Below are 25,249 nucleotides of genomic sequence, written 5' to 3' on the forward strand. Positions count from 1 at the left end.
CGTTCATGGGGGCAAGGCTGCTGCGCTTTCTGGCGCTCGCTGTGGTGATGGTCGGGCTGCCGGTCGCGCTTCTCACGGCGTGCTCGTTCAGCGTCTCGAGCGACGGCGACACCGCTCCGGTCTCGACGAACGTGAACGACTTCAGCTTCGACAGCCTGGACGTGCAGTACACGCTCGGCAGAGCGGACGACGGCACGAGCACGATGCTGGTCGAGGAGACCTTCGTCGCCCGCTTTCCGGACTACGACCAGAACCGGGGCATGCGGCGCAGCATCCCGGATTCGTATCTCGGAGCGCCGCTGAACCCGGAGCTGATCTCGATCACCGACGGGGAGGGCAATCCCCGCGAGTCCGAGACGAACTCCGAGGACGGCTATTACTCGATGACCTCGCGGGCCGACGACTACGTCCGCGGAGCCCAGACCTATGTGTTCACCTACACGCTCGAGAACGTGACGCGGTTCTTCGGCGACACGGGCGTCGACGAGTTGTACTGGGACGTCAACGGCACCGAGTGGCAGCAGGACTTCGGACGGGTCTCGGTGCACCTGGTCGTCCCGCCCGAGCTGGCTGATTCGCTCGCCGGAGCACAGTCCTGCTACCTCGGCTACGAGGGGTCGGGCGACACCTGCGGAATCTTCGTGGATGCCGCGGCCGACGGCACGGCGACGTTCGAGGCGACCGCCGGGCCGGTGTTCGCCTACCAGACCATGACCATCGCCGTCGCGTTCGAGAAGGGCACGTTCACCCCGTTCGACTCGTCGTACCTCGCCTCACCCTGGGGCTGGCTCAACGGCATCGCGGGGCTCGGCGTGCTCGCCGCGCTGATCTTCGCCATCGTGACGCGCATCCGGCACCTGCGCGACGAACCGGGCCGCCCGACGATCATCGCCGAGTACACCCCGCCGCCGGGCATCGACGCCCTCGAGAGCGCCGTGCTGCTGGGCAGGACCACCAAGGCGATCCCCGCCGAGGTGCTCGAGCAGGCCGTGGTGGGCAGCATCCGCATCGTCGAGGGAGAGCGCAAGTTCTTCGGCGGGGTGAAGCTCAAGGCGCAGCTGATCGACCCCTCGCGCGCCGACGGAGACGGCCGGCTGCTGCTGTCGGGGCTCTTCCCGTTCCTGCAGCCGGGCACCGAGTACGAGTTCGGCAGCACCGACACCCGGTTCTCGTCGGCGGCGCAGAACATCATCAAACTCGCGAACGCCGAACTGGTGCGGCGAGGCCTGCGCAAGCAGGTGCCGAAGACCGTCCGCGCGTGGCCGGTGCTTCTGGCCATGGCGACCGGCGCGCTGGTCTTCCTGACCGCGATGCTCGCGCTCGGATCGGCGGTCGATCCGCTCGTGCCGATCCTGCTCATCGTGGGCTCGGGTCTGGTGTTCTTCGTCGTGATCGCCCTGATCTCGCGCGTGCCGCTGACCGCGGCCGGCGCGGAGGTGCGCGACCACCTGAAGGGGCTGCAGGAATTCATCGAGTGGGCCGAGGCCGACCGCATCCGCATGCTGCAGTCGCCGGCGGGGGCCGAGCGCGTCCGCATCGATCCGCGCAATCCCGCCGAGATGCTGAAGCTCTACGAAGTGCTGCTGCCGTATGCCGTGGTCTTCGGGCAGGAGAAGCAGTGGGCCGAGCACCTCGCGGTGCTCTACGGGCCGGAGAGCTCACCCGGCTGGTACGCCGGCACGCACGGCTTCAGCGCCGGCTCGTTCTCGTCCGGGATCAGCTCGCTGTCGGCCAGTTCCGCCTCGTCGTCCTCGACGTCGGGCGGGTCCAGCGGCGGCGGATCGTCGGGCGGGGGCGGCGGAGGCGGCGGAGGCGGCGGGGTCTAGGCGAAGTCTCTCGCGCTGCGGCCAGGGCCGGCGCGCCCCGGGCACAAGTAAGGGCCGGTCGGAGAGGCTTCCCGACCGGCCCTTGTCCCTTGCACCAAGAGTGTCCTGCAATCACATGCGGTCGTTGCCACAGCAAAACAACTTCCGTGGTTGAACTCTATAACGGCCAGGTAACGGAAGGGAAGAGTTTGTCGTTATCTTTTTGTGATTGTTTTTCCGTCGCCTTCCAGCGGCCGTCGGCAGTGCCGATGTCGGCCGCACGCACGCGCTTGGCGAGCACCCTTACGGCGTTCTCGGTCCGTTCGCAAGGCATCGCGGGGGCGCCTCCGGCGTTCTAGCGTCGGCTCATGACAGAGGAGCCACCGACCGCGGGGAGTGGTGCGCGATCCCCGGCGCCGATCGAGGATTATGCGCTCATCGGCGACCTGCACACCGCCGCGCTCATCTCCCGGCACGGCGCGCTCGACTGGCTGTGCATGCCGCGATTCGATTCCCCGACGGTCTTCGCCGCTCTGGTCGACACCCCGGATGCCGGTCAATGGTCGCTGGCACCGGCAGACGGATTCATCTCCTGCAGCCGCGAGTACATCCCTGGAACCTTCGTGCTGCGAACGAGGTGGCGCACCGCCCAGGGCGAGGCGGAGGTCATCGAGTTCATGCCGCTGCACGATCGTCGGGCCAACCTGGTCCGCCGCATCCACGGCGTGGCGGGCCGCGTCCGGTTCGAGGAGAGCCTGCGGATCCGCTTCGACTACGGCGCAGCGATGCCGTGGGTGCGTCAGGTCGCCTACGGCGCCGGATCGGCGGTCCTGGCATCCGCCGGTCCCGACGCCGTGCTGGTGTCCGGGCCGCGCATGACGGCCGAGGGTCACCGGCACCGTGCCGCCTTCGACGTCGCCGCCGGTCAGACCGTGGACCTGGTCATGACCTGGTATCCCTCCTACCGGGAACCGCCGGAGCCGATCCACGTCGATGCCGCGCTGGCGGCCACCGTCGAGTGGTGGCAGGACTGGGCGTCGCGCAGCAACCCGCCGTCGCCGTACGACGAACACGTGCAGCGCTCGCTGCTGTATCTGCGCGCGCTCACGCACGAAGACACCGGTGGGATCGTGGCGGCGGTGACCACGAGCCTTCCGGAGGAGCTCGGGGGCGTGCGCAACTGGGACTATCGCTACGTCTGGCTTCGCGATGCCGCGCTGACCATCGGCGTGCTCATGACGCATGGATACCGCGCCGAGGCGCAGGAGTGGCGGGGCTGGCTGCTGCGGGCGATCGCCGGTGATCCGGCGGATGTGCAGATCATGTACGGCGTCGGCGGGGAGAGACGGCTGCCCGAGTGGGAGCTGGGGGAGCTCTCAGGGTACGGCGGGGCCGTGCCCGTCCGCGTCGGGAACGCCGCCTACCTGCAGCGCCAGTGGGACATCTTCGGTGAGGTGATGGTGGCCCTCCACGGCGCCCGCGCGGCCGGGCTCGAGGAGACGCCGGCATCCTGGCCCCTGCAGAGCGCGCTGCTGGATTACCTGGCCGAGAACTGGACGAAACCGGATCGCGGTATCTGGGAGATCCGGGGCGAGGAGCGGCATTTCACGCATTCCCGCGCGATGGTCTGGGCGGCCTTCGACCGGGGCGTTCGAGCGGTGGACGAATTCGGTCTGCCCGGCAACCGGGAGCGCTGGGCGGCGCTGCGGGAGAGCGTCCGCGACGAGATCCTCGAGCGAGGTTTCGATGCCGCCCGCAACACGTTCGTCCAGCACTATGACGGCAGCGCGGTGGATGCGGCGCTCCTGCAGCTGCCGCAGATCGGCTTCATCGCGCCCGACGACCCGAAGATGCTCGGCACGGTCCGCGCCATCGAGGAGGACCTCCTCGAGCACGGTCTGCTGCTGCGCTACCGCACCGAGTCCGGTGTGGACGGGGTGCCCGGCGAGGAGCATCCGTTCCTGGCCTGCTCGTTCTGGCTCGTCGAGCATTACGCCGCATCCGAGCGCCTTCCGGACGCCCGCCGGCTCATGGATCGGCTCACCGCCCTCGTCAACGACGTCGGCATGCTCAGCGAGGAGTACGACCCGGTCCGCCGTCGGCAGATGGGCAACATCCCTCAGGCCCTCTCGCACCTCAGCCTCGTGCGGGCCGCCGACGCCATCGCCGCGGCTGAGCGCGGTCGTGACGAGGAGCTGCCGTTCGTGCGCGGCGAGAGCGAAGGAGAGCAGGCCTCGAGCGCCGACCAGCGAAACTGAGCGGTGCCCGGCGAACCGGATCAGTACCAGTCGGTCGCCTGCGAGTGTCCCCACGCGCTGCACGGGGTGCCGTACGACGCCGAGATGTAGCCGAGTCCCCAGATGATCTGGGTCGTCGCGTTCGTCTCCCAGTCCGACCCGACGCTGGCCATCTTGCTGCCGGGAAGCGCCTGGGGGATGCCGGTGGCGCCGCTGGAGTCGTTGTAAGCCAGGTAGTTCCAGCCCGACTCCTTGCTCCACAGCGACGAGAGGCACGAGAACTGGTCATCGCCCCATCCGTAGTTCGCCGAGGCGAGCTGGCGCGCGGTCGCCTGGGCACCCTCGGGCGTGTTCGCCGCGGCGAGGGCCTCTGCTGCGGCCTGCGCGGCGGCCTCGGCTTCGGCCTGCGCCTTCGCGGCGGCTTCTTCCGCAGCTTTCTGCGCGGCAGCCGCGGCCTCAGCGGCGGCCTTCTCCGCCTGCGCGGCATCGAGGCGCTCGCGAAGGTCGCCGATCTGGGCACTCACGGACCGGGACACGGCCGCGGTCTCGTCCGTGACGGCCGGCAGCAGCAGCGTCGGGAGCACGTCGAGGCTGGAGAGCCGGTCGATGTGATCGCGCAGGTCGCGCGTGTCGATCGCGGTCGGCCCCGTCAGAGCCAGACCGGATGCCGCCACCTCGGACTCGATCGCCGACGCCGAAGCGACCGCGACCCGGGCGGCGCGCAGTGTGGACGCAGCATCCGTCGAGATCTCATCCAGCGTCTCGCTGGCCGAGCCGAGCGCCGAGGCGACGGCGGGCAGGGGAGCGCTCAAGGCGGGCGCGGCGAAGGCCGGGTTCGTCGAGGCGAAGCCGGTCAGGACGACGAGTCCGAATGCCGTGCCGATGAGCGCGGAGCGGGAGGCGACGGTGGAACGGGTGGCACGGCGGGCACGACGGAGGGACTTGCGAGAGAGCATGGGGGGAGTGGGTCTTCCTGAGGTGTCTGAGGCCCGCGCGCACGCAGGCAGTGCGCCCTCGGGTGGACGCGAAGTCTCCAGTCTGCGCACCTCGTCTGGACGAACCCCCAGCGCACGCTGGCAGAACCGTGGGAGCCGCCGATCGGGAAAGTCCTGATCAGCGGCTCTGCAGCGGCTTCCGGAGCGCCACCGGTGCCGGGCTCAGGCCGACTCGCGCCACACGATCTCGCACTCGAGGAGCACCTCGCCGGGGGTGGCATCGCCCCGCAGCTGCTCGAGCACGAGAGCTGCTGCCTGACGGCCCAGTCCCTCGGCCGGCTGGCGCACCGTCGAGAGTGGGGGCAGCGTCCGGCGAGCCCAGGCGCTGTCATCGAAGCCCACCACGCCGACATCCGACGGCACGAGCCGGCCCGCAGCGCGCAAGGCCTCCATCGCCCCGGCGGCGACGGCATCCGACGCGGCGAACACGCCGTCGATGTCGGGCGCGCGATCGAGCAGGGCATTCATTCCGTCACGGCCGGCCGAATACGAGTAGAGCGGAATCGGCTCGACGAGCGCCTCGTCGAATCGGTCGCCGAGGGCGTCGGCGAATCCGGCGAGCCGCTCCGAGCCCGAGTCGCGGTCGAGCGCGGCCGCGATCATGCCGACGCGCCGGCGGCCGGTGGAGAGCAGCCGCGAGGTGATCGCGCGGGCTGAACCTCGGTTGTCGATCACGACGAACGCGGCCGAAGACGCGCCCGGGGGGTGGCCGACGAACGCGGCCGGCAGGCGCAGGCGCTCCACCACGCGCGCGATCGGGTCGTTCGCACGCGCCGAGACGATGATCGCGCCGTCCACCGCTCCGCCGGACAGGTATCGCGCGACACGCTCGGTGTCGCGCTCGGAGTCGACGATGAGCACGGCCATCTGGTGATCCGCTTCGGAGAGGGCGGCGTTGGCGCCCAGCAGAATGCCGCCGATGTTCGGGTCCTCGACGAAGAGCGAGTGCGGCTCGTGCACGATGAAGGCCACGGATTCGGTGCGCTGCATCACGAGGTGGCGGGCGGCGGTGTTGGGGACGTAGCCGACCTCGGCGATCGCCGCCTCGATGGCCTCGCGGGCGGATGCCGACACGTACGGGTCGCCGTTGACGTACCGGCTGATCGTGCCGCGGGACACGCCGGCGACGACCGCCACGTCGTGGACCGTGGCGCGCCGCGGTCGTCCGGAAGTCGTCGACACGCGACCACTGTATCGTCCTGCGCACTTGACACCGGGAACGCCCGGTGTCATTCTGTGTACGTTCACAGAAGCTCAGAGCTGAACTTCACTCCGAGAGTCTGTGCACGTGCACACAGCCGCCGAAGATGTCGACCCTGGAGTCTCGTGAACCGTCCCCTCGCCGCCGCCGAGCAGGCCACCGCCCGGCGCCGCTACGAGCACCGCGGCATCGACTTCGGCTGCGACTACAACCCCGAGCAGTGGGATCCGGGCATCTGGCGCGAGGACATCGCCCTCATGCGCGAAGTCGGCGTGAGCCTGGTCGCCGTCAACATCTTCGGGTGGTCCGAGCTGCAGGGCCCCGACGGCGATGTCGACTTCTCCAGACTCGACGAGGTCATCGCGCTCCTGCACGAGGCGGGCATCCGGGTGAACCTCGGCACCGGCACCTCATCCCCCCCGCCATGGCTGACGACCCGGCATCCCGAGATCCTGCCCGTCGTCGCCGACGGGACCACGCGCTACCCCGGCGGCCGCCAGGCCTGGTGCCCGAGCTCGCCGGTCTTCCGCCGCTACGCCCTGGCTCTGGTCGACGCGGTCGCCGAACGCTACGGACAGCACCCCGCCGTCGTGCTGTGGCATGTCTCGAACGAGCTCGGCTGCCACAACGCGCACTGCTACTGCGACGTGAGCGCGGTCGCCTTCCGCGGGTGGCTGCAGCTGCGCTACGGCACGATCACCGCCCTGAACAACGCCTGGGGCACGAGCTTCTGGAGCCAGCGCTACCGCGAGTGGGAGGAGATCGGCACGCCGCGCCTCACGCTGTCGACCCCGAACCCGAGCCAGGTGCTCGACTTCGCCCGATTCAGCTCCGACGAGCTGCTGGACTACTACCGCGCCGAGCACGCGACCATCAGGAGGCACAGCGAGGTGCCGGTGACGACGAACTTCATGGTCACCGCGCACATCCGCGAGCTGGACTACTGGACGTGGGCGCCGGAGGTCGATGTGGTCGCCAACGACCACTACCTCGATCACCGCCTGGACGACCCGGCAGCCGAACTCGCGTTCGCTGCCGACCTCACCCGCGGACTCGCGGGCGGGGAACCGTGGATGCTGATGGAGCACTCCACCGGATCGGTCAACTGGCAGCCGCACAACCTGGCCAAGGCACCTGGCCAGATGACACGGGATTCACTGCAGCACGTCGCGCGAGGCGCGGACTCGGTGTGCTTCTTCCAGTGGCGCGCTTCGCTGCAGGGCTCGGAGAAGTTCCACTCGGCCCTCATCCCGCATGCCGGCACCGACTCAGCCCTCTGGCGGGAGGCGCTCGAGCTCGGGTCGCTGCTGGATCGCATGGGCGAGGTGGCCGGCACCCGGGTCGTCGCCGACGTCGCACTGCTGTTCAGCTGGGAGGCGTGGTGGGCCAGCGACGCCGAGAACCGGCCGAGCTCGGCCATCGCCTATCTCGACCAGGTCTGGGCCCTGCACCGGGCGCTTCGCGAGTCCGGAGCCGGTGTGGACATCGTGCGTCCGGGCGCAGACCTGTCCGGCTACCGGCTCGTGGTCGTGCCCGGTCTGCACCTGATTCGCGACCGCGATGCGAAGACGCTCGATGCTGCGGTCGCCGCGGGTTCCGACGCGCTGGTGACCTTCTACAGCGGCATCGTCGACGAGAACGATCGTGTGAGGCCGGGAGGCTATCCCGCGGTCTGGCGCGACCTCCTGGGCATCCGCGTCGAGGAATTCGCTCCCGTGCTGCCGGGCGAGACCGTCGCGCTCGAATCCGGAAGCACCGCCCGCCTGTGGACCGAGCGTCTCGTCGCTTTCGACGCCGAAGTGATGGATCGCTTCGTCGGTGGACCGGCCGGCGGCCTGCCCGCACTCACTCGTCGCCGAGGCGAGGCTGCCGCAGGCGACGCCTGGTACCTCGCGACGCTTCCGGATCACGCCGACCTCGTCCGCATCCTCGACCGCGCACTGACCTCCGCGGGCGTTCATCGCGCCGCCGGCGCACGCTCCGACGTCGACGTCGTCCGCCGCGTCGGAGCCGACCGCAGCTATCGCTTCATCATCAACCACGGCAGTGAAGACGTGCTGCTGAACGCCCGGGGTGTGGACCTCGTCACGGGCGAGAACGCCGCCGGAACGATCCGCGTTCCGGCCGGAGCCGTCCGAGTGATCCGAGAGGACGCCGTCTCATGACCGCACAGACAGCCACGGAGGCGCTCGTCACGCCCAAGGGCGCGAAAGCCGGCCGGCGTCCGGCCCGCAGCCGGGGGAAGGTGCAGCACAAGGGCGCCATCCTGATCTTCACGGCTCCGTTCGTCATCCTGTTCCTGCTCTTCTACCTCGTGCCGATCGCGATCGCGATCTGGCAGTCCCTGCTCGTTGTGGAGCGGGAAGGGACGTTCGGTCAGGCCACGGAGGTGTTCGGCGGCCTGACGCAGTACATCCTCGTGTTCCAGAACGTGGCGTTCTGGACCTCGGTAGGCCGAGTGCTGCTGTTCGGCATCGTGCAGGTCCCCGTCATGCTCGCGCTCGCGCTCCTGTTCGCCCTGCTGCTGGACTCACCGCTGCTGCGCGGCAAGAAGTTCTTCCGCCTCGCATTCTTCGTTCCGTACGCGGTCCCCGGTGTGATCGCCGCGATCATGTGGGGGTTCCTCTACTCGCCGAACCTTTCGCCGTTCACGGTGCTGACCGGCAACGTCGACTTCCTCTCGGCCGAACTGGTCCTGTGGGCGATCGCGAACGTGGTGACGTGGGTGTTCGTCGGCTACAACATGCTGATCCTCTACTCCGCGCTCCTGGCGATCCCGACCGACATCTACGAAGCAGCGCGTCTGGACGGCGCCGGGCAGATGCGCATCGCGTGGTCGATCAAGATCCCGCTCGTGCGGCCATCGCTTGTGCTGACGGCGATCCTCTCGATCATCGGCACGCTGCAGCTGCTGGCCGAGCCGCAGGTGTTCCGTTCGTTCAGCTCCGCCGTGACGAGCACGTACACGCCGAACATGACGATCTACGCGACCTCGGCCATTCCGAACGTGAGCCTCGCTGCAGCCTTCTCGGTCGTCCTGGCCCTGGCGACCTTCATCCTCTCCTTCACGTTCTTGCGCATCACCCGACGGAAGGCAGACGCATGAGCCGCGTGATCGACGCCGACGCCAAGGCGCTGCGCACTGCGTCGGCAGCCCCCCGCACTTCCCGGCCGGGAGGCGCGCAGCGCGAGAGCGTCGTGTCGCGCAGCGTCGCGATGCTCATCATGGTGATCTTCACCCTGTACTTCCTGATTCCGATCTGGTGGCTGCTGGTCGCCTCGACCAAGTCCCGCGGTGACCTGTTCACGACCAACCCGCTGTGGTTCGCCGAGCTGAACTTCTGGGACAACCTCGTCGCGCTGCTGAGCTACGACGGCGGAATCTACCTGCGCTGGATCGTCAACAGCATCGGCTACGCGGGCATCGGCGCGCTGGTCGCGACGATCCTCGCCGGAATGTGCGGCTACGCGCTGGCAAAGTACCGCTTCCGCGGGCGCGAAGTGCTCTTCAACGTCGTGCTCGGGGGTGTGCTGGTGCCGGCGACGGCGCTCGCCCTGCCGCTGTTCCTGCTCTTCAGCCAGGTGCAGCTGACGAACACGTTCTGGGCGGTGTTCCTGCCCAGCATCGTCAGCCCGTTCGGCGTGTACCTCGCCCGCGTCTTCGCCGAGGCGAGCGTTCCCGACGAACTGCTCGAAGCCGCTCGCCTCGACGGCGCGGGTGAGGTGCGCACCTACTTCACCGTCTCCATCCGGCTCATGCTTCCGGCGCTGATCACGATCTTCCTGTTCCAGTTCGTCGGCATCTGGAACAACTTCTTCCTGCCGCTGATCATGCTGCGCAGTGAGGAGCTGTTCCCGGTGACGTACGGCCTCTACGCCTGGAACTCCACCATCAACCAGTTCCCCGAGCTGCGCAGCTTCGTGCTGATCGGCGCCCTGCTGTCGATCATCCCCCTGATCGTCACCTTCCTTCTTCTTCAGCGCTACTGGCGCACGGGCCTGGGCACCGGCGCGCTGAAGTGACAGACCCGACCGGGATGGCACCGGCCGGCCGTATGAAAACCCCACCCCCAGCAAGTCACATCCGAGAAAGAGAAACCATGCGTCACATGAAACGAACAGCAGGCGTGGCGGTGATCGCGAGCCTCGCCCTGACGATGGCCGCGTGCTCCTCCAGCGGTGGCAGCGGAAGCGGCAGCGACGCCGCCGCCTGCGAGCCCTCCGACGGAGAAGTCACCCTCACGTTCACGTCCTGGATCCCCGGCATCGAGGACGCCGTCGCGATCTGGAACGACGCCAACCCCGACATCCAGGTCGAGGTGCAGACCGGTCCGAACGGCAACTCCGGCACGTACCAGAACTTCTTCAACCAGCTCGAGGCCGGCAACGCGCCCGACCTGGGACAGATCGAGTACGACGCGATCCCCAACTTCCGGGTGCAGGACGGGCTCGAGAACCTCGCAGCATGCGAGGACGTCGTGGCCGCCGAGGACGATTTCGTCGACTGGACCTGGGGACAGGTCTCGCTCGGCACGGACGACGAGGTGTACGGCATCCCGCAGGACTCCGGACCCATGGCGCTGTTCTACCGCTCCGACCTGTTCGAGCAGAACGGGATCGAGGTTCCCACGACGTGGGCCGAGTACCGTGATGCGGCAGTGAAGATCCGTGCTCTGGGCGGGTACATCACCAACTTCTCCCAGTCCGACATCAACCAGTTCGCCGGTTTCGTCTGGCAGGGCGAGGGACAGTGGTTCGCCAACGACGGCGACGAGTGGACGGTCGATCTGACCGGTGACACGTCGATCACCGTTGCCGACTACTGGCAGGACCTCATCGAGAACGACCTGGTCGCGGTCTACCCGCCCTGGACCGACGAGTGGAACAACGCCTACAACTCGGGTGAGGTCTGGACGTGGAACTCCGCGGTCTGGGGTGCCAACTCGATCGCCAGCGGCGCGCCCGACACGGCGGGCAAGTGGTCGGTCGCGAAGTCGCCGCAGTGGGAGGCCGGGGACTCGGCCGCCGGCAACTGGGGAGGTTCGTCGGTCGCCGTCTTCAAGGGCACAGAGCACCTCTACGAAGCTGCCAAGTTCGCGCTGTGGCTGAACAGCTCCGAGGAGTCGCTCACGTCGCTGAACGAGACCGCCGCCATCTACCCGGCCACCAAGGCGGGACTCGAGCTGCCGGTGCTGCAGGAAGGCGTCGAGTTCTACGGCGGCCAGAAGATCTACGAGGTCTTCGCCGAAGCCGCCGGCGAGGTCAACCCCGACTTCGTGTGGGGCCCGACGATGACCCAGACCTACGCCGACGTGTCGGACGGGTTCAAGGCTGCGATCGCGGGCGACGGCACGCTGGCCGGTGCGCTCGCCGACGGTCAAGCCAAGACGATCGCGGCCCTCGAGGCGCAGTCGATCCCGGTCGCCAAGTAGCCGCAGCAAGTAGTCTCTGCGAGTGATCCATCACCTCCGTGCCGCGGGTGTCAGCCTTCTGGTCGACGCCCGCGGCACGGCCATGCCCGCCGTGCTGCACTGGGGCCCTGACCTCGGTGACCTCACGACGGAGCAGGCCGAAGCCGTCGCGGCGGCATCCATTCCCGCGATCGCGCCCTCGTCGGTCGACGTGCCTCTCCGGCTCGGACTCGTGCCCACCTGGGGCGACGGCTGGAGCGGGCGTCCCGGATTGCAGGTCTCGCGCGATCCGGGCGGCCCCGACGGCGCGGTGGCGGCGGAGCGGGCCCGTGCGCCGAGGCTGAGGCAGAGGCCGGATGCCGCGCCCATCGTCGACGGCTCCGCACTGGTGCTCGGGCTGAGGGATGAGGAAGCACTGCTGGATGTCGGCGTGCGGCTGGAGCTGAGCGCTGAGGGTGTGCTCGCGGTGAGGCTCGAAGTGACCAACCGTGGGCTGGGCCCGCTCACGATCGGCCGGGCAGCGGCGGTGCTGCCGGTTCCGGCACGGGCGAGCGAGCTGATGGATTTCAGCGGAGTGTGGGGGCGCGAGCGCCGCCCGATCCGCCGCCCACTCGCGCACGGCGTGCATGCCCGGGAGGGGCGCCATGGCCGGGGTGGGCACGACAGCGCGTTCCTTCTCGCCGCCGGCACACCGGCGTTCGGACTCGAGTCCGGCGAAGTCTGGGCGGTGCACGCCGCGTGGAGCGGCGACACCGAGCTGTGGGCGGAGTCCTCGCCCCTCGGTGCGGCGTCGCTGGCGGCCGGGGAGCTTCTCGCTCCGGGCGAAATCGTCCTCGCGCCCGGTGAGACGTACGCCGCACCCAGGTGCGTCGCGGTGTATTCCGATACCGGCATGGGCGGTGTGTCGGATCGAGTCCACCCCTGGGTCCGCTCCTGGTCGACGATCGACCGGCCGCGCCCGGTGACGCTCAACACGTGGGAGGCCGTGTACTTCGACCACTCCATGGAGCGGCTCGAGCCTCTCATCGCTGCGGCGGCGCAGGTCGGCGTGGAGCGCTTCGTGCTCGACGACGGCTGGTTCGCCGGCCGCCGAGACGACCGCCGCGCTCTGGGCGACTGGACGGTGGACACCGACGTGTGGCCGGAGGGGCTGCATCCCCTCGTCGACGCCGTGCAGGCCGCCGGAATGGAGTTCGGCCTGTGGGTCGAGCCCGAGATGATCAGTGCCGACTCCGATCTCGCCCGCACTCATCCGGAGTGGATCGTCGGACGTGCCGACGGCCTCGAGTGGCGATTCCAGCGGACGCTCGACCTCGGCATCCTCGCCGCGTCCGACCATGTCTTCGGCCGTCTGGACGCGTTGCTGACCGAGTATCCGATCGCCTACCTCAAGTGGGATCACAATCGCGATCTGCTCGACGGTTCAGCGCATCGCCAGACGACCGCGGTCTATGCCCTGATCGACCGCCTGCGTCTCGCGCACCCGGTGGTGGAGATCGAGTCGTGCGCATCGGGCGGCGCCCGCATCGACCTGGGGATGCTGCGCCGCGTCGACCGGGTATGGCCGAGCGATACGAACGACGCGCTCGACCGGCAGGCGATCGCCGGCTACGCGTCGCTGCTCGTGCCGCCCGAATACCTCGGCGCTCATCTCGGTGACGAGCGAGCGCACCTGACGGGGCGCGTCGGCGACCTGTCGTTCCGCATGGCGACCGCGCTTTTCGGCAGCGCCGGCATCGAGTGGAACCTGTCCACAGCGACCGGCTCCGACCTCGCTCGGATCGCGGAGTGGATCGCGCACTACAAGCGGCTGCGTCCGCTCCTGCACGGCGGCCGGGTGGTGCGGGCGGACCCGGCGGACCCGGCGCAGTGGGTGCACGGCGTCGTTTCGCACGATCGCACGCATGCGGTGTACTCGGCGGCGATGCTGACGGCGTCTCTGGCCGCGGTGCCGCCCCCCGCGCGCCTGCCCGGTCTCGACTCGCACCGCACGTACCGGGTCCGTCCGCTCCGTCTCGGCGGCGAGCCGCGCGCTCTGCAGGATTCGCCGCCACCCTGGTACGCGGCCGGCCACGTCGACCTGCCGGGGGCGGTGCTCGCAGAGATCGGTCTGCCGCTGCCCCTGCTCTCACCGCAGCAGGCTCTGGTGCTGGAGCTCACGGCGCTCTGACCCTCGCCCCGCCGTCGACTTGTCGTATATGTCAGCGACACGCCGAGGGACCGCGACATATACGACAAGTCACGAGAGGGGCGCAGCGCTGACGCGGCACGGCGCGGGGAAGGGGGCGGAGCGCTGACGCGGCACGGCGCCGGGGGCGCGGCATCCCCCGCCCCTACCCTGGCGGTATGGCCGCTCCCCAGTCCCGGCGCGCCCGGGCCGCCCGCAAGCGCAAGCGCCGGATGGATGCCGCCGACAACGATCTGACGACGCTCGAGTGGTCGCAGATCCGTGCCGCGTGGCAGGAGCGCTGCGCATACTGCGGAGCCATCGGCGTCCCGCTGCAGCGCGACTGCGTCCTGCCGCTGTCGCGCGGCGGGCGCTACACCGTCCAGAACATCGTGCCCGCATGCCGGTCGTGCAACGCGAGCAAGTCCAATGACGAGGTGACCGGATGGATGCGGCGCAAGAGGCTCGACGAGCGCGCCTTCCTGCTCGGGCACGTCGCGTTCCTGCAGAGCATCGCCGTCCAGCCGCAGGAGGAGCCCGCGTAGCCTGGTGCCATGGCTTCCGACTCAGCCCGCACTGCCCTGGAGATCGCCGACTGGCGCCGCCGCGTCTTCGCGCTGTACGACGCCGTCCGCGCCCAGGACGACCCCGAAGAGGCACACGAGCTGTGGCGCATCGAGCGCGACGACCTGATGGGGCGGCATCCCGCCACGCCCCTTCTGGAAGAGGACTCGCCCCTGTTCGAGGGCCTTCCGATCGCACCGTACGACGCGGCGTGGAGGTACGAGCTGCCGATCCTTCCGGCGGATCCGGGCGGGTTCGAGTTCGCCACCGGAACCGACGGCATCGTCCCGTTCGAGCGGATCGGCAAGGTCGAGATCCCGGATGCCGGAACCCTCGACGTCTGGCGGCTGACCACGTACGGCGGCGGAGTGTTCATCCCGGTGCGCGATGCGCTCGCCGGCAAGCCCGGAGGCACGTACGGCGGAGGCCGATACCTGATCGACACGATCAAAGGCGCCGATCTCGGCTCGGACGCGGCGCGCGGCACCCTCGTGCTCGACTTCAACTTCGCCTACAACCCCTCGTGCGCGTACGACCCGGCCTGGGCGTGTCCGCTCGCGCAGCCGGGCAACGTGCTGCCCATCGCCGTCCCGGTCGGCGAGCTCTACGGCTGACCCACTCCGCGCCTGCCGTGTGCCGAACCCAGGCATTCCCTGCGAGCCCACACAGTGCCTGCCACGGGAGTGGATGGGCTCGCCCGGGACGCAGGGGTTCGCGTGAGGGCTCAGCCGGTGCGGTGGGCGGAGTAGTACTGCAGCAGCGCGCGGGTCGAGGCGTCCTGCGCCTCCCGCGCGGCCGCGTCGCCCTCGATCGCCGGGGCGATCTGCAGCGCGAGCTGCTTGCCGAGCTCGACACCCCACTGATCGAACGAGTTGATGCCCCAGATCACGCCCTGCGTGAACGTGATGTGCTCGTACAGCGCGACGAGCTGGCCCAGCACCCGGGGCGTCAGCGCCGGTGCGAAGATCGAGGTCGTGGGCCGGTTGCCCGGGAAGGTCCGCGCGGCGACGAGTGCCCCTGCGGTTCCCTCCGCCTCCACCTCTTCGGCGGTCTTGCCGAACGCGAGCGCCTTCGTCTGCGCGAGGAAGTTCGCCAGGAACAGACCGTGAACGTCGCGCCCGTCGTCCTTCAGCGGGTAGGCGGGGTTGACGAAGCCGATGAAGTCCGCCGGGATCAGCCGCGTGCCCTGGTGGATCAGCTGGTAGAACGCGTGCTGCCCGTTCGTGCCCGGCTCGCCCCAGAAGACCTCACCCGTGTCGGTCGTGACCGGGGTGCCGTCCCAGCGGACGGACTTGCCGTTCGATTCCATCGTGAGCTGCTGCAGGTAGGCCGCGAACCGGCTGAGCTGCTGCGCATAGGGGAGCACGGCGTGGGTCTGGGCGCCGAGGAAGTTCGTGTACCAGACGTTGAGCAGACCCATCAGCACCGGCACGTTCGAGGCGAGGGGAGTGGTGCGCACGTGCTCGTCGACGTCGTGGAACCCGGCGAGCAGCTCGCGGAAGACCCCCGGGCTGAGCGCGATCGCCAGCGACAGGCCGATCGCGGAGTCCACCGAGTACCGGCCGCCCACCCAGTCCCAGAATCCGAACGCGTTCGCCGGGTCGATGCCGAACGCGGCGACCTTGTCGAGGGCCGTCGAGACCGCCACGAAGTGATGGGCGACAGCATCCGTCTTCGCGTCCTCCGACGAGTCCATCGCACCGGCCGCACTCAGGCCCGACCACAGCCAGTCCCGCGCCAGCCGCGCGTTCGTGAGGGTCTCCAGCGTCGTGAAGGTCTTCGACGCGACGATGAACAGAGTCGTCTCGGGGTCGAGATCCGCGGTCTTCTGCGCGAGGTCGGTCGGGTCGATGTTCGAGACGAACAGAGCCCGGATGCCGGCATCCGCGTACGGCTTGAGGGCTTCGTAGATCATCACCGGGCCGAGGTCCGAGCCGCCGATGCCGATGTTCACGACGTGCGTGACCTTCTTGCCCGTTACCCCCCGCCACTCACCCGACCGGACGCGGTCGGCGAACGCCGACATCTCATCCAGCACGGCCTGCACGTCGTGGTCGACCTCCTGCCCGTCGACGACGAGCGCGGGTGAGGCGCCCGCGGGCCGGCGCAGGGCCGTGTGCAGCACCGCGCGGTCCTCGGTCGTGTTGATGTGCTCCCCGGCGATCATCGACGCGTAGCGCTCGGCGACCCCGGTCTGCTCCGCGAGCGCGACGAGCGAGGCGAGGATCTCGTCGGTCACGAGGTTCTTGGACAGATCCACGTGCAGTTCGCCCAGCGGCAGGCTCAGTCGCTCCACGCGTCCGGGATCGTCGGCGAACCAGCCGCGCAGATCGGGGCTGAACGCGTCGCGGTGAGCGAGGAGCTGCGCCCAGGCGGACGTGGAGGTGGGATCGATGGGTGCGGTCACCCCACCACGCTAGCGCCGGGGAGCACCGCGCACGAGGTGCGGGTCTATCCGCGTTCGACGGGCTGTTCCGGGGTGCCGCGCACGCCGGCGATCGCTGCCTCGACGACCGACGCGGCCAGCGCGTCGACCACTTCGCTCGGCTGCCACTGCAGCGGGCCGTGGACGGCGATGTCGGCGAAGCCGTGCACGGCCGACCAGCACGACCACTCGGCGAGGGGCCGTCGCTCGGCGGTCAGAGCGCCGCAGGCGACCATCGCGTCCAGCGTGTCCATCAGAAGCTGGAAGGGTGCGACGACCTCGTCGTCGAGCGTGACGATGCCTTCGCTGGGATTCGGGTCCTGCGTCGCGAAGGCGAGCTCGAACCACCCGCGCTCGGCGCGGGCGAAGTCGATGTACGCCAGTCCCACGCGTCGCAGGCGCTCGATAGACGCCGCCGCCGGCGGAAGATCGGTGGATGCCGCGGCCACGCGCGCCGAGATCGCCAGGGCCAGCGCCATCTGAGCCTCGGCCGCCGCTGCACGCACGAGATCGTCGCGGTCGGCGAAGTGCCGGTATGCGGCGTTCGGCGACACCCCCACCGCGCGCGTCACCTCGCGCAGCGAGATCGCGGCCGGTCCGCCGGTGCGCGCGCGCCGGGAGGCCTCGGCGATCAGCGCATGTCGGAGGTCGCCGTGATGATAGGTCCGTGCGAGCGAACTCATCGTTGCATCGCCTCGATCGGGTGTGTACGGTGTGAACATCAACGTGGACGCTGCCGCCGAACGGAATGTGTACGGCGTCCACTGCAACTGTAGCCGGAGCGCACAGCGCTCCCGAGACGACACTCGAAGGCGATCATGACCGACCAGCTTCCGGCATCCCCCCAGGCCGTCGTGCCCTCCGGTCAGGAGCCGCCCGGACCGCGCACGATCCGCAGCTTCTACCAGGTGCTCGTGAACACGGCCGTGGCCAACGTGACTTCGAGCTACCTCTGGTGGGCGCTGACCTTCTGGGCGTACCTCGAGACCCGCTCGGTGCTCGCGACCGCGATCATCGGCGGCTCGTACATGCTGCTGGTCGCCGTGTTCGGCATCGTGTTCGGCGCGATCGTGGACCGCATGAAGAAGAAGGCCGTCATGGTCCTCTCCAGCTCGATCACGCTGACGGCGTACCTGCTCGCGGGCGCCCTCTACCTCGCTTTCCCCGAGAGCGTGCTCGTGGACTGGGGCGGCCCGTGGTTCTGGGTGTTCGCGGGAATCATCCTCGTCGGCGGGGTGGTGGAGAACCTGCGCAACATCGCGCTGTCCACGACCGTCACGCTCCTGATCCCGGCCGACCGGCGCGACAGGGCGAACGGCCTGGTCGGGACGGTGCACGGCATCTCCTTCATGGTGACGAGCGTCTTCTCAGGTCTGTCGATCGGGCTGCTCGGCATGGGGTGGACGGTCGTGATCGCCATTGCGGCGACGGCTCTCGCGCTGCTGCACCTGCTGTTCGTGCGGATCCCCGAGCGCGGCGTCGCCCACGTCGAGGGCGCCGCGACCGGGCTCGACTTCCGGGGCATCATCCCGGCGATCATGGTGGTGCCGGGGCTGCTCGCCCTCATCCTCTTCTCGACGTTCAACAACCTCGTCGGCGGGGTCTTCATGGCGCTGATGGACCCGTACGGGCTGACGCTGTTCTCGGTCGAGGTGTGGGGCATCATCCTCGGCATCACGAGCATCGGCTTCATCGCGGGCGGCCTGATCGTGGCGCGCTTCGGCCTCGGTCGCAATCCGCTGCGCACCCTGCTGCTGGTCAACATCGGCATCGCGGTGCTGGGCATGACCTTCGCGATCCGCGAGTGGTGGTGGCTGTACGCCCTCGGCATCCTCGTCTTCATGGCCCTCATGCCGATCGCCGAGGCCGCGGAGCAGACGATCGTCCAGCGGGTGGTGCCGTTCGAAAAGCAGGGTCGCGTCTTCGGCTTCGCGGCCAGCATCGAATCCGCCGCCGCACCGATCTCGGCGTTCATCGTGGGGCCGATCGCCCAGTTCTGGCTCATCCCGTTCATGGCGTCCACCGACGGCCAGGACGCGTTCGGCTGGCTGCTCGGCGCCGGCGAAGCCCGTGGCATCGCACTGGTCTTCGTGCTCGCGAGCGCCCTGCTGCTGGTGGTCGTGCTGCTCGCGTTCGTCTCGCGTCCGTATCGTCAGCTGTCCGCCGCCTACGCCGCGGCGCCCCCGTCGCTCGAGACCGACGAGGGCGGCTCATCCGACGACGCGATCACGGATGCCGACGACGCGGGCGACCGTCGGGCGCAAGATGACGCACCCGCCGACAGCGTGGGATCCGGCATCCGCTGAGACCGGTCGGGCGCCGCCCCGCCGAGTGTGTCAGGCTCGGAGGATGCAGTCGCCGAACCCGTACGCGGACCGTCCCTGGCTCGCGGCGTACGCCCCCGAAGTCCCCGGTGAGATCGACGAGGTCGTCCAGACCCTGTCCGACATGATCGAGGCGAGCATCGCCCGCTACGGCCGATCGAAGGCTCTGGAGTTCTTCGGGGCGGGCACGTCCTACCGTGATCTCGGCGAGCAGATCGAGCGAGCGGCCGAGGGGTTGCGTCGGCTCGGCGTGACGCACGGCGACCGGGTGGCCATCGTGCTGCCCAACTGCCCCCAGCACGTGGTGGCCTTCTACGCGGTGCTGCGGCTGGGCGCGATCGTCGTCGAGCACAATCCGCTCTACACGGCGCGAGAGCTGCGCCACCAGTTCGAGGACCATCAGGCGCGCTTCGCGATCGCCTGGGACAAGGTGTACGACACCCTCGACGGGTTCCCGTCGGACCTGAAGCTCGAGCGCATCGTGAGCGTCGACATCACCGAGGCCATGCCCTGGACCACGCGGGTGGCGCTGCGGCTCCCCGTCGCCAAGGCCCGGGAGGCGCGGGCGCAGCTGACCGCCACCCCGAAGGCACGCCGGGTGCTCACGTGGCAGAAGCTCGTCGACGGCCGACGCCTGAGCCGGCGGCATCCACGTCCCGTCTTGGACGACATCGCACTGCTCCAGTACACGAGCGGCACCACCGGCACGCCGAAGGGCGCGATCCTCAGCCATCGAAACCTGCGGGCCAACGCGATGCAGGGCCGTGCCTGGGTGCCGGGGCTGCACGAGGGCGAGGAGATCTTCTACGGCGTGCTGCCGCTGTTCCACGCCTACGGCATGACGCTGTGCCTCACCTTCGCGATGAGCATCGGGGCGACGCTGGTGCTGTTCCCGAAATACGACGCGAAGCTCGTGGCGGATGCCGCGAAGAAGAGCCCGCCGACCTTCCTGCCCGCCGTCCCCCCGATCTACGACCAGCTCGCCCGGTCGGCCGAGCAGGGCTCGATCGATCTGAAGAGCGTGCGCTTCGCGATCTCGGGGGCGATGAGCCTGCCCGTGGAGACGGTCGCGCGCTGGGAGCATGCGACCGGGGGACTGCTGGTCGAGGGGTACGGCATGACCGAGACCTCGCCGGTGGCGCTCGGCAACCCGATCGGACCGACGCGGCGCCCCGGGACCGTGGGCGTGCCGTTCCCGAGCACCGAGATCCGGGTGGTGGATCCCGCGGACACGTCTGCCGATCGGCCGTTCGGCGAGTCCGGAGAGCTGCTGATCCGCGGGCCGCAGGTGTTCCAGGGATACTGGCAGCGCCCGAACGAGACCGCCGAGTCGCTGCTGCCGGGCGGCTGGGTGCGCACCGGCGACATCGTCACCGTCTCGACCGACGGGTTCGTCACGGTCGTCGACCGGCTCAAGGAGATCATCATCACGGGCGGCTTCAACGTCGCGCCCACCGAGGTCGAAGAGGCTTTGCACGGACACCCCGACGTCCGGGAGGCGGCGGTCGTCGCGCTGCCGCGCAAGGGCGGCGAAGAGGTGGTCGCCGCGGTCGTGCTGCGCGAAGGAGCGCAGCTGGACCCCGAGGCGCTGCGCGACTACTGCAAGCAGCACCTGGCGGCCTACAAGGTGCCCCGGCGCTTCTTCGCGGTCGACGAGCTGCCGCGCTCACTCATCGGCAAGGTGCTGCGCCGTCAGGTGCGCGAGCAGCTGCTGCGCGACGCCGGCTGAGCGCGGCGGCGGCGCGTCGCGCCCGGGCCCCGAGCGCCTGACCGCTCAGAGCGCGGGTGTGCGGGGCGGTGCGGTGCGCCGCGGACGCAGGGACTCGAAGCCCGCGGCCCAGCGCAGCAGCTCGGTGTCCGAGTACGCGGCGCCCGCGAAGGTCAGGCCCACCGGCATCCCGATGTCCGCCATGGTCCCCATCGGCACCGTGACCGTCGGGATGCCCAGGTGGCGGATCGCCAGGTTGCCGTTCGCGACCCAGACGCCGTTGCGCCAGGCGGCGACCGCCGATTGTTCGTTGACGTCGGCATCCGCCGGGCCCACGTCGGCGACGGCGGGGAAGACGACGGCATCCAGCCCGAGCCGCTGCATCCACTCCTCGAGGTCGATGCGGCGCGTTCGCTCGAGGCCCTCCAGGCCCGCCCGGATGACGTCGGCCAACAGCCCGCCCAGCGGATCGGTCATGCCGTTCGCCCTCGCGCGGGTGACGTACTCGGAGATGTCGAGGTCGAACGACCCGTAGCGATCGGGCAGTGCGCCCTCGGGATGCGGGAAGATCTTCGCGCCGTCCACCTCGGCGAGCGACGAGAGGCCCGGCTGCCCGTTCGCGGCGAGGAAGTCGTGCCACGACCACATCGACAGGTCCCAGATCTCCGCGTCGAAGAATCCGGCCGGCACGATGCCGCGCTCGAAGATCGACGGCGCCCCCGCTCGATCGGCCTCGTAGTTGCTGACGACGGGAAAATCGACGACGACGACCTCTGCGCCGGCCGCCTCGAGGTCGGCCCTCGCCTGCTCCCACAGCGCGAGCACCGATCCCCGCGGCTCGATGCGCTGACCGGTCGAGGCTCCGATGCCCGGTCCCGTGCCGGCATCCGCATCATCGCCGAGGTACATCGCCGGAATCCCGAGCCGCTTTCCGGAGAGAGCGGATGCCGCGCCGTCGCGCAGCGCCGGGTAGGAGTCGGGCCGCACGGCCGAGGCGCGGGGGATCGGCACCCACGGCTGCGTCCGCCACAGGTCGCCGCGGCTGTCGGGGTCTTCGGCGACCATGACATCGAGCACCTCGAGCAGGTCGGCCATCGTGCGGGTGTGCGGTACGACGACGTCCATCGTCGGGACCAGCGGCCAGTTGCCGCGCACCGAGATCACCCCGCGGGAGGGGGTGTAGGCGCACAGGGCGTTGTTGGATGCCGGCGCGCGACCGCTCGACCACGTCTCCTCGCCGAGGCCGAACGCGGCGAACGAGGCGGCCGTCGCCGTGCCCGAGCCGTTGGACGAGCCGGACCCGAAGGCGGAGGTCAGGTAGTCCCCGTTGTACGGACTCTCGGCGCGCCCGTAGAGCCCGCGCTGCATGCCGCCGTTCGCCATCGGCGGCATGTTGGTCAGGCCGATGAACACGCAGCCCGCATCGCGCAGCCGCTCGATCGAGAACGCGTCGCGACGGGCGACGAGGTCGGCGAAGGCGGGTGAGCCGGAAGCGACGGTCATCCCGCGCACGAGGTAGCTGTCCTTCGCGGTGTACGGGATGCCCTCGAGCGGCCCGAGCGGCGCGCCCGAGCGCCGCCGCCGGTCCGATTCCTCAGCCTCGGCGAGTGCGTCGGGGTTGAGCTCGACGAGCGCGTTCAGGCGGATGCCGGTGCGGTCGTACGCCTCGATGCGCGCGAGATACGCACGCGTCAGCTCGACGGAGGTCGTCGCCCCGGACTCGAGCGCGGACCGCAGCTCGGCGATCGAGGCCTCGACGACGTTCATCGCGCGGTCGAGGCGGGCTGCTGCTGGGTGATGCAGTGGATGCCGCCGCCCCGCTGCAGGATCGGGCGCGCATCGATCGTCACGACCTCCCGGCCGTATGCCTCGCCCAGGATCGCCGCGGCGCGGGCATCGGCATCCGGCTCGCCGTAGCCGCACGCGATCACCCCGCCGTTGACCACGAGGTGGTTGGCATAGTTCCAGTCGACGAAGCCGTCCTCGTCCTGCAGGGTGTCGGGGGCGGGCAGCTCGATGATCTCGAGGCTGCGGCCTGCGGCATCCGTCGCCCCTTCGAGAACGGCGCGGACCTGACGCACGACGGAGTAGTCGGGATGCTGCGGGTCGTCCTGCCAGTGCAGGATCACCCGGCCGGGCGCGGCGAAGGTCGCGACCATGTCGACGTGCCCGCGCGTGCCTGCCGACTCGTAGTCGCGGGTCAGGCCGCGGGGCAGCCAGATGAATCTCGTCGCGCCGATCGTGCGGGTCAGCTCCCACTCCACGCGCTGCTTGGTGGTGTACGGATTGCGGCGGGGATCGAGCTGCACGGTCTCGGTGAGCAGCACCGTCCCTTCGCCGTCGACGTGGATGCCGCCGCCCTCGTTCACGAGAGGCGAGGGCACATGCGTCGCGCGGGCGAGACCGGCGACAGCGCTCGCGATGCGGTCGTCGCGCTCCCAGGTGGCCCAGGCGTTCGCGCCCCACCCGTTGAAGGTCCAGTCCACGGCGCCCAGGGCACCCTGCTCATCGAGCACGAAGGTCGGCCCGATGTCGCGCATCCAGTAGTCGTCGAGCGGGGCCTGGACGATGTCGATCTCGCTCGAGAGCCTCGTGCGCGCCTCGGCCACCGCCGACGGGTCGACGACCATCGTGACCGGCTCGAATGCGACTGCGGCGTTCGCGACGGCCGCCCAGGTGTCGCGGGCTTCGTCCGCCGAGGCCGCGTCGTCCCCGAGCGTGTTGCCGACGCGCGGGAACGCCATCCAGATGCGCTCCTGCCGGGCGAACTCGGCGGGCATGGTCCAGGTCATCGGGTGCTCCTCATCGCGTCGCCCGGCACGGGGATGGCGTCGTCGTGCCTGCTCTCATCTTGCTGCGTGGGCAGCGCCGGCGCACGGGGCTCGCGGTCAGCTGCCGCCGCGGCATCCATCGCTCCCGGCCGCGCGAGCGGGTCGCGGTACGGGCGGGTCGTGCGCCACAGCAGCGCGTACAGGCCGGCCGCCAGTGCCGGACCGACCAGCGACGACAGGTCGGCGCCTCCGAGCGCGGTCGAGATCGGTCCGGTGTAGAGGGTCGTGTTGACCATGAGCACCGCGACCGTGGTCGAGACGATCATCGCCAGCGTGCCCGGCACGAACCAGCCGCCGGAGTACCAGAACGGGCTGCGACGCGTGGTGTCATTCAGCGCCGGGCCGTTGTAGCGGCCCCGGCGCAGCACGATGTCGATCGCGTAGATGGCCACAAGCGGACCCATGACGGCGACGGCGATCTCGATCGCGTAGCTGAGGGTGTCCAGGAACCGGGGCGCGCCGTAGAGCAGGTAGGCGGCCAGGGCCGCCGCGATCACGCCGACGATGACGACCGACACCGCCCGGCGGATCCGGGGCACGAACGCCTGGGCATAGAGGCCGGTCGAGTACGAGCACAGCACGTTGTTCGCGAGCGTTCCGACGATGATCGCGAGCAGGAAGACCGGGTAGAGCCAGGGCGGCAGGATCGCGGCGATGGCCGTCTGCGGGTCGGTCATGTCGATCGCGGTGCCCGCCAGCACCCCGAGGGCCGCCAGGAGCACGGAGGGGATGAAGCCGCCGAGTGCGGTCCACAGGATGATGCCACGCCGCCGGGTGCCCGCCGGCAGGTAGCGCGAGTAGTCGGCGCTCGTGCCCCACGAGAGGGGACCGGATGCCACGACGGTGAGGCCGAGCAGCAGCATCCCGATGTTCTCTCCCGCCGGGAGCGCATCCGGGGAGTACGACCAGTCGGCGGCGACCAGCACGAACACTCCGACGACCGCGAAAACGGCTCCGACGGCGATGGACAGGTAGCCGCTGAGCTTCTCGATCGTCGCGTGCCCGAACACGCTGACCACCAGGCTCAGGGCCGAGACGACCACGAGCACGACGACGCTCAGCCCGGCGGGGAGGATGATGCCCACCGTGGCGAGCAGCGCCTCGCTCGCCAGAGTCGTGAAGGCGATGTTCAGCACGATGTAGAACAGCCCGATCAGCACCCCCAGGCCCGAGCCGAAGAGCGCGTTGCCGCGCACGCCGAACATCGCGCGCATGATCATCACGCTCGGGGTGCCGGCGGCCGGGCCGCTGACGGCGATCCACCCGATGACGAACCACCAGAGATTTCCCAGGACGCAGATCGCGAGCGCTTCGGCGATCCCCAGGCCGAGCAGGATCAGGATGCCGCCGAACACGAAGTTCAGGTACAGGACGTTCGCGGCGGCCCAGATGCCGAAGAGCGCGCGCGGATGCCCGTGGCGCTCGGCATCGGGGATGTAGTCGATTCCGCGCGTCTCGATGTGCCCGGCGACATCGCCGGCGCGGCCGGCTTCGCCGGCGACGGGTGCGGTGATGCTCATGCCATCCGCTTTCGGTTCGTGTAGTATTGATCATGCGATCAATAAAGCCGACGGTACCTAC

Annotated in this window: 18 protein-coding genes; 11 read left to right on the forward strand and 7 right to left on the reverse strand. The window is 69.7% G+C overall.

From position 1 onward, the window contains the following. The first annotated feature begins 5 nt into the window (after positions 1 to 5). Positions 6 to 1,826, forward strand: a complete 1,821-nt coding sequence (locus RWQ91_RS09100) for a DUF2207 domain-containing protein (protein ID WP_314505088.1) — start codon at positions 6 to 8, stop codon at positions 1,824 to 1,826. Positions 1,827 to 2,173: 347 nt separating this feature from the next. Then, positions 2,174 to 4,063: a glycoside hydrolase family 15 protein gene (locus RWQ91_RS09105; RefSeq protein ID WP_314505090.1), complete on the forward strand. Its 1,890-nt coding sequence runs from the start codon at positions 2,174 to 2,176 to the stop codon at positions 4,061 to 4,063. A 20-nt stretch (positions 4,064 to 4,083) separates the two neighbouring features. Here RWQ91_RS09105 and RWQ91_RS09110 read toward each other — a convergent pair whose 3' ends face one another. Beyond that, the gene (locus RWQ91_RS09110) at positions 4,084 to 4,998 is read right to left on the reverse strand and encodes a phospholipase (protein ID WP_314505092.1); all 915 of its coding nucleotides are present in this window, start codon (positions 4,996 to 4,998) and stop codon (positions 4,084 to 4,086) included. A gap of 201 nt (positions 4,999 to 5,199) precedes the next feature. Then, the gene (locus tag RWQ91_RS09115; RefSeq protein WP_314505094.1) at positions 5,200 to 6,219 is read right to left on the reverse strand and encodes a LacI family DNA-binding transcriptional regulator; all 1,020 of its coding nucleotides are present in this window, start codon (positions 6,217 to 6,219) and stop codon (positions 5,200 to 5,202) included. 144 nt (positions 6,220 to 6,363) lie between these two features. Here RWQ91_RS09115 and RWQ91_RS09120 point away from each other — a divergent pair, with 144 nt between their 5' ends. The 7 genes from RWQ91_RS09120 to RWQ91_RS09150 all read left to right on the forward strand — a co-directional run bounded on the left by RWQ91_RS09120 (position 6,364) and on the right by RWQ91_RS09150 (position 14,994). Further along, a complete protein-coding gene (locus tag RWQ91_RS09120; RefSeq protein WP_314505096.1) occupies positions 6,364 to 8,403 on the forward strand; it encodes a beta-galactosidase in 2,040 nt (679 codons plus the stop codon). Next, complete coding sequence (locus RWQ91_RS09125; protein WP_314505099.1) at positions 8,400 to 9,344, forward strand: sugar ABC transporter permease; 945 nt, start codon at positions 8,400 to 8,402, stop codon at positions 9,342 to 9,344. Before RWQ91_RS09120 ends, RWQ91_RS09125 begins: the two co-directional genes overlap by 4 nt. Continuing rightward, a complete protein-coding gene (locus RWQ91_RS09130; protein ID WP_314505102.1) occupies positions 9,341 to 10,261 on the forward strand; it encodes a carbohydrate ABC transporter permease in 921 nt (306 codons plus the stop codon). Before RWQ91_RS09125 ends, RWQ91_RS09130 begins: the two co-directional genes overlap by 4 nt. A gap of 77 nt (positions 10,262 to 10,338) precedes the next feature. Continuing rightward, positions 10,339 to 11,670 (forward strand): extracellular solute-binding protein, encoded by a 1,332-nt coding sequence (locus RWQ91_RS09135; RefSeq protein ID WP_314505104.1) that lies wholly within the window; start codon positions 10,339 to 10,341, stop codon positions 11,668 to 11,670. Positions 11,671 to 11,692: 22 nt separating this feature from the next. After that, positions 11,693 to 13,819, forward strand: coding sequence for an alpha-galactosidase (locus RWQ91_RS09140; protein WP_314505107.1), 2,127 nt, complete (start codon positions 11,693 to 11,695; stop codon positions 13,817 to 13,819). A gap of 176 nt (positions 13,820 to 13,995) precedes the next feature. Further along, the gene (locus RWQ91_RS09145) at positions 13,996 to 14,361 is read left to right on the forward strand and encodes an HNH endonuclease signature motif containing protein (protein ID WP_314505108.1); all 366 of its coding nucleotides are present in this window, start codon (positions 13,996 to 13,998) and stop codon (positions 14,359 to 14,361) included. A 9-nt stretch (positions 14,362 to 14,370) separates the two neighbouring features. Beyond that, positions 14,371 to 14,994, forward strand: a complete 624-nt coding sequence (locus RWQ91_RS09150; protein ID WP_314505111.1) for a DUF1684 domain-containing protein — start codon at positions 14,371 to 14,373, stop codon at positions 14,992 to 14,994. Between the two features lie 110 nt (positions 14,995 to 15,104). Here RWQ91_RS09150 and pgi read toward each other — a convergent pair whose 3' ends face one another. Further along, positions 15,105 to 16,787, reverse strand: a complete 1,683-nt coding sequence (gene pgi, locus RWQ91_RS09155) for a glucose-6-phosphate isomerase (protein WP_314505113.1) — start codon at positions 16,785 to 16,787, stop codon at positions 15,105 to 15,107. Between the two features lie 44 nt (positions 16,788 to 16,831). Continuing rightward, complete coding sequence (locus RWQ91_RS09160) at positions 16,832 to 17,488, reverse strand: TetR/AcrR family transcriptional regulator (protein WP_314505116.1); 657 nt, start codon at positions 17,486 to 17,488, stop codon at positions 16,832 to 16,834. Between the two features lie 135 nt (positions 17,489 to 17,623). On the opposite strand from RWQ91_RS09160, the gene RWQ91_RS09165 reads away from it, so the two are divergent. Together RWQ91_RS09165 and RWQ91_RS09170 are read left to right on the forward strand one after the other, a co-directional pair. Further along, on the forward strand, positions 17,624 to 19,111 hold the full coding sequence (locus RWQ91_RS09165) for an MFS transporter (RefSeq protein ID WP_314505119.1): 1,488 nt from the start codon (positions 17,624 to 17,626) through the stop codon (positions 19,109 to 19,111). A 43-nt stretch (positions 19,112 to 19,154) separates the two neighbouring features. Next, positions 19,155 to 20,858, forward strand: a complete 1,704-nt coding sequence (locus tag RWQ91_RS09170; protein ID WP_314505122.1) for a long-chain-fatty-acid--CoA ligase — start codon at positions 19,155 to 19,157, stop codon at positions 20,856 to 20,858. Between the two features lie 45 nt (positions 20,859 to 20,903). Here RWQ91_RS09170 and RWQ91_RS09175 read toward each other — a convergent pair whose 3' ends face one another. Genes RWQ91_RS09175 through RWQ91_RS09185 form a run of 3 tightly spaced genes read right to left on the reverse strand, consistent with a single transcriptional unit; the run spans position 20,904 to position 25,188 of the window. After that, a complete protein-coding gene (locus tag RWQ91_RS09175) occupies positions 20,904 to 22,604 on the reverse strand; it encodes an amidase (protein ID WP_314505125.1) in 1,701 nt (566 codons plus the stop codon). Beyond that, positions 22,601 to 23,629, reverse strand: a complete 1,029-nt coding sequence (locus RWQ91_RS09180) for an agmatine deiminase family protein (RefSeq protein WP_314505128.1) — start codon at positions 23,627 to 23,629, stop codon at positions 22,601 to 22,603. Before RWQ91_RS09180 ends, RWQ91_RS09175 begins: the two co-directional genes overlap by 4 nt. Next, a complete protein-coding gene (locus RWQ91_RS09185; RefSeq protein ID WP_314505130.1) occupies positions 23,626 to 25,188 on the reverse strand; it encodes a cytosine permease in 1,563 nt (520 codons plus the stop codon). The genes RWQ91_RS09180 and RWQ91_RS09185 overlap by 4 nt, the downstream gene beginning before the upstream one ends. Positions 25,189 to 25,249: the final 61 nt, after the last annotated feature.

This window comes from uncultured Microbacterium sp. (assembly GCF_963524805.1).
Classification (GTDB): Bacteria; Actinomycetota; Actinomycetes; order Actinomycetales; family Microbacteriaceae; genus Microbacterium.

Excerpts from the sequence above, each read along its gene's own strand:
- RWQ91_RS09100 (WP_314505088.1), top strand. The coding sequence starts at position 6 with ATGGGGGCAAGGCTGCTGCGCTTTCTGGCGCTCGCTGTGGTGATGGTC.
- RWQ91_RS09105 (WP_314505090.1), top strand. The coding sequence starts at position 2,174 with ATGACAGAGGAGCCACCGACCGCGGGGAGTGGTGCGCGATCCCCGGCG.
- RWQ91_RS09110 (WP_314505092.1), bottom strand. The coding sequence starts at position 4,998 with ATGCTCTCTCGCAAGTCCCTCCGTCGTGCCCGCCGTGCCACCCGTTCC.
- RWQ91_RS09125 (WP_314505099.1), top strand. The coding sequence starts at position 8,400 with ATGACCGCACAGACAGCCACGGAGGCGCTCGTCACGCCCAAGGGCGCG.
- RWQ91_RS09130 (WP_314505102.1), top strand. The coding sequence starts at position 9,341 with ATGAGCCGCGTGATCGACGCCGACGCCAAGGCGCTGCGCACTGCGTCG.
- RWQ91_RS09135 (WP_314505104.1), top strand. The coding sequence starts at position 10,339 with ATGCGTCACATGAAACGAACAGCAGGCGTGGCGGTGATCGCGAGCCTC.
- RWQ91_RS09145 (WP_314505108.1), top strand. The coding sequence starts at position 13,996 with ATGGCCGCTCCCCAGTCCCGGCGCGCCCGGGCCGCCCGCAAGCGCAAG.
- RWQ91_RS09150 (WP_314505111.1), top strand. The coding sequence starts at position 14,371 with ATGGCTTCCGACTCAGCCCGCACTGCCCTGGAGATCGCCGACTGGCGC.
- RWQ91_RS09160 (WP_314505116.1), bottom strand. The coding sequence starts at position 17,488 with ATGAGTTCGCTCGCACGGACCTATCATCACGGCGACCTCCGACATGCG.
- RWQ91_RS09165 (WP_314505119.1), top strand. The coding sequence starts at position 17,624 with ATGACCGACCAGCTTCCGGCATCCCCCCAGGCCGTCGTGCCCTCCGGT.
- RWQ91_RS09170 (WP_314505122.1), top strand. The coding sequence starts at position 19,155 with ATGCAGTCGCCGAACCCGTACGCGGACCGTCCCTGGCTCGCGGCGTAC.
- RWQ91_RS09175 (WP_314505125.1), bottom strand. The coding sequence starts at position 22,604 with ATGAACGTCGTCGAGGCCTCGATCGCCGAGCTGCGGTCCGCGCTCGAG.
- RWQ91_RS09180 (WP_314505128.1), bottom strand. The coding sequence starts at position 23,629 with ATGACCTGGACCATGCCCGCCGAGTTCGCCCGGCAGGAGCGCATCTGG.
- RWQ91_RS09185 (WP_314505130.1), bottom strand. The coding sequence starts at position 25,188 with ATGAGCATCACCGCACCCGTCGCCGGCGAAGCCGGCCGCGCCGGCGAT.